General features: G+C 58.2%; 3 protein-coding genes. All 3 read left to right on the plus strand.

What is annotated here, in order from left to right; genetic code table 11:
- Nucleotides 1–287 (plus strand): hypothetical protein (locus ACLHHB_RS15785; protein WP_410219237.1); only part of this gene is annotated, 287 nt, incomplete at its 5' end.
- Nucleotides 288–775: 488 nt separating this feature from the next.
- Complete coding sequence (locus ACLHHB_RS15790; protein ID WP_410219238.1) at nucleotides 776–2,158, plus strand: GDSL-type esterase/lipase family protein; 1,383 nt, start codon at nucleotides 776–778, stop codon at nucleotides 2,156–2,158.
- Between the two features lie 157 nt (nucleotides 2,159–2,315).
- Nucleotides 2,316–3,948 (plus strand): hypothetical protein (locus tag ACLHHB_RS15795; protein ID WP_410219239.1); only part of this gene is annotated, 1,633 nt, incomplete at its 3' end.

The raw sequence follows: 3,948 nt of genomic DNA on the forward strand, positions 1-3,948 counted from the left end.
GCCCAAGTGCGATCTTGTTGGACAAGGGCGTTTGCGAGTTGGGTCAGCTTTCGTATGAGAGAGATCAAGACGATTTTCATGGGGTTTCTGCTCGTGATTATGGCATGGTACGCCTGTCGCAAATCCGGGTTATAATGGGTGGCGACAAGCAAGGGCATGGAGAGCGCGTCGCGCAGGAACTTGCGTCCGCCATGGATGAAGGCTTTGCCGCGCCACTGGCGGGATGGCTATGCTATTGGCGCAAGGCCCCCTTAAGCTGGCGACCTGCTTGCGGCCCATGGTGCTGAGTTCTAAGAATTCAACGAGGATGGCGACAGCGGTGACCCGCCCCGGGATAGAGCAGAGAACTTTGAAGGCACGGGACCGCTTCGGGCACTGAAGCAAGAGGTTCAACAGCCCCCCGCAGCGCCAGATAGATTTGGCTTTGCTCGGGTACAAGTGCGGCCGCTGCCTCGATAAGCCTCCTGCGCGTGACGTTCGACTCCACCACCGCATCCGCGCTTCGGTAGGTTACGACGGCCGACCATATCTGCAGCGCTGCGGCTGCCAAAGGCGCCAAGCCAAGAAAACTGGTCAATCCATTAAGCGTACGGCGTATGGCCGTTGACGCATGGCTATACACAGAGCTGTCTGTTTGGCCGCGCTACCGAGCGCTAAATCTCCCGCCCCCAATCTTCTAAGGAATCTATGCGGATGGTAAACGATGTGCTAACAGCGCCCGCAGGTTCCCGCCGTGAACTCGATCTATTCTTCCAGCCCCTGAGGAGTCGGCACTATGCCTATCGAGAGTCTGCGGCCTATCAAGATCATGCCTTTAGGGGCATCGAACACCTACGGCATGTATCAGGACGCCACCTCGCCCGGAGGCTACCGTGGGCCGCTGCAGTACATGCTCCAGTCAAGAGGTGTGAACTACGACTTCGTCGGGGTGGACCGGGACGGTGCCATTGGTGATGCCGACCACAACGGTTACTCAGGGAAGCCAATTGATTGGTTCATTAACCCCGTCAACGAAGGCTTTTGGGATCAAACAGGCGCCTTTAGCCATTGGATCAACAGTGGTGGAAGGCCTGCGGTCCACTATTTTATCGAGCAGGCTGGCCTGCAATCGACCGATGTGATCCTGCTTCTGGCTGGCACCAATGACGTGCGTTTGGGCGACAGTGCAGAGACCATGTTGTCAGAAATGGACCAGCTCCTGAACCTGATCGTCAATCATCCTGCGAGCCCGCAGGTTCATGTGATGACTCTTCAGCCCGTCGGCGGCGACTGGTGGCAGGACAATGATCCACTTCGCACCAACAACGACACAATTAGGATCTTCAACGAGGGTCTGGAGACACTCGTCGGCAAGTATGCGAATCTTGGCGTTACGCTTGTGAATGATCACGCGACGGCGGCTGATCTGTCGACCGATGGCGTCCATTTGACGGAGGCTGGATATCGAGACTTGGCTGAAGCTTGGTATGAAAGTCTGATGGCGAGCGGCACTATCGTTTTCAATGAGAGCCGCCCAGAGCTGGTGACCTCAAGTGCCAGGGAGAGTGCGGCTTGGACAACAGAGATCAACGGCTCCAGAAAAGCGGACAGGCTGAACGGCGGTGACCGCAGAAACGACAAACTCGACGGTCTCGAGGGTGCCGACACAATGACGGGGCGAAGTGGCGACGATACCTACGTCGTGGACAACCGCCGTGATGTGATCATCGAGCAATCTGGCGAGGGTGTTGATACTGTTCTGACAATGCTCGATGCGTATATTCTTGGCAATCATGTGGAGAACCTTTCCTTCGCTGGCACGGGATCAAGCAGCCTCACCGGCAACGTGCTCGACAACGTTCTTCGGGGCGGAGCAGGAGCAGATACTCTCGACGGCGGAGCCGGCGCGGATGTCTATTGGGGTGGCGCGGGGGCCGATACTTTTGTGCTTCGCAGATCTGAAGCGGCCGGCGATTACATCCACATGGGAGCTGGAGATCAGCTACGTTTAGAGGGCTTTGGCCGCGGTGCTGTTTTGGTAGAGGTTGGTTCTTCCTCGACTGGCATCACCACTAGTCCGGTCGTCCATTGGGGCATCTCCTATAATGGCGGCGTTGAGTTGATCCAGATCAGCGGGCTGTTGAACCTCGCTGAAGACAGCGACTATATCTTTGTCTGAGGCTCATGACGGCATCTGAGGACGATCTATGCCGTAAGAGCCGGCAGTACATGCAGGGTGCCCACGCACCGGCATCAACCTGTTGCCAATCTCCACTTTACCCACTTTGCTCAGGCGGGGTTATTGCGCCTATTACCGCGAAACCTGGTCATGTCTCATGAGTGCTTCGTTGCGAGCCGTTTTTCTATCTTTGATCTTCGTCGCTGCGGGCCTGCCGGCAGCCGCGCAGAGCGCTCCGGAATTCGCGGCACGCGCTCGCCAGCTCAGCGACGAAGGGCGGCATGCTGAGGCTGCACAGTCTTTTGAGCGCGCGATAGAACGAGCACCACGCCGGCGTGACGAATGGCTGAGTGAGTATGCTGATCAGCTTGCGTTCTCGGGAGCGGCCGAAGCAGCTATACCACTTTACCGGGAAGTGGTGACTGATGCCACGCAGCCTGAGGAAAAGCGTGACCTGGCACGACGCCGGCTTGCCTTTGCCTTGTTCTGGAGCTGGAATCTAGAGGAGGCTGTACCTGCGCTCCGCTCGGTCTCCGAGGAATATCCAGATGACGAGGAAGTGCGCGAGGCGCTCCAGCGCGCCACCGCAGCTCTTGCGGATGTCAAGGCGGGAGCCCGGCGTCTTGCGGCCTTGGAACCCCTCTGGAGCGGAGACTATTTTACAGCAATTCCGGCACTTCGTGAGCTACTCAAAGAAAAGCCTGCGGATGCAGAGCTGCGTCGGAGCCTTGCCGATGCACTGGCCGGAGCGGCGAGGCTCCGTGCAGAAGGGAAGGACTACGTACAGGCCGTCTCGCTGTTCGATGAAGCCGCGGATGTAGACCCTTCTCGCGCAGATCAGTTTGCCCTGCAGGAGGCCGAGCAGCTGCTCTACGGTGGACAATGGAATGAGGCGGAATCACGCTTTCTCGACCTCCTGAATAGTTTTTCGGTTTCTGAGGAGACACAGCACGCCACTCTGCTGGGCTTGGCGCGCACCTACGCTTGGAGCGGTCAATCGGAAGACGCCGTTCCGGTTTATGACGCTCTACTGGCAGACGACCCTACCGCCATTCTGGGCCTGATTGGGCGTGGACAGGTGTTGGCTGATCTTGGCGAGTTTCGCGCCTCCCGCAGCGACTTCCTCCAAGTTCTTCAGGTCGATCCGGGTAATATTGAGGCCATCCGCGGCCGTTCTAGGGCGATGCTCGGTCTGGAGCGTCCACGCGAGGCACTGGTGCAACTCGCTCCCCTTCTCGCGGTTGATGATCCCGATCCGAATGCAAGGCTGCTTGCTGCTCGTGCGCACCAGAGCATGGGCAGACCAGACCTGGCTAAGGATCTGGCACGCGACCTCATTGCCGAGGGTGAGTTTGTCGAGGAAGCATATGGTTTTATTGAAAGTTTGCTGCTCGAACAGATGCCGCTCGCAACGCTCGAAGCCACCCATGCTTGGCAATCTGATGGATTGAGGGTGACAAATCTGCGCGGACAGCAGGCGCGGGTGTATGATAACGGTCTTACCCGCCTCAGCTTTGAGGCTGGCGTGACACGCTTTCGCGGTGAGAACTTCCCCGACGCCGATCTTGCCAGAATAGGAGTGTCTGGAAGCCGCAGAATTGGCGAGGCCTTCGAAGTGCGCGGTGCAGCCTTTTTGAATTTCCGGGAAACGCAGGATAGCCGCAGCCGCTCGGGCACCTTCGAGGCCGGTCTCGCCTACTTTCCAAACGATGACTGGCGCTTTGGCCTTTCTTGGCAGCGGCGCTACGCCGGCGACACCAGCCGGGCAGTTGTCAAACGGATTGTCGCGG

The sequence above is a fragment of the Paracoccus sp. (in: a-proteobacteria) genome (assembly GCF_046462195.1).
GTDB lineage: Bacteria > Pseudomonadota > Alphaproteobacteria > Rhodobacterales > Rhodobacteraceae > Paracoccus.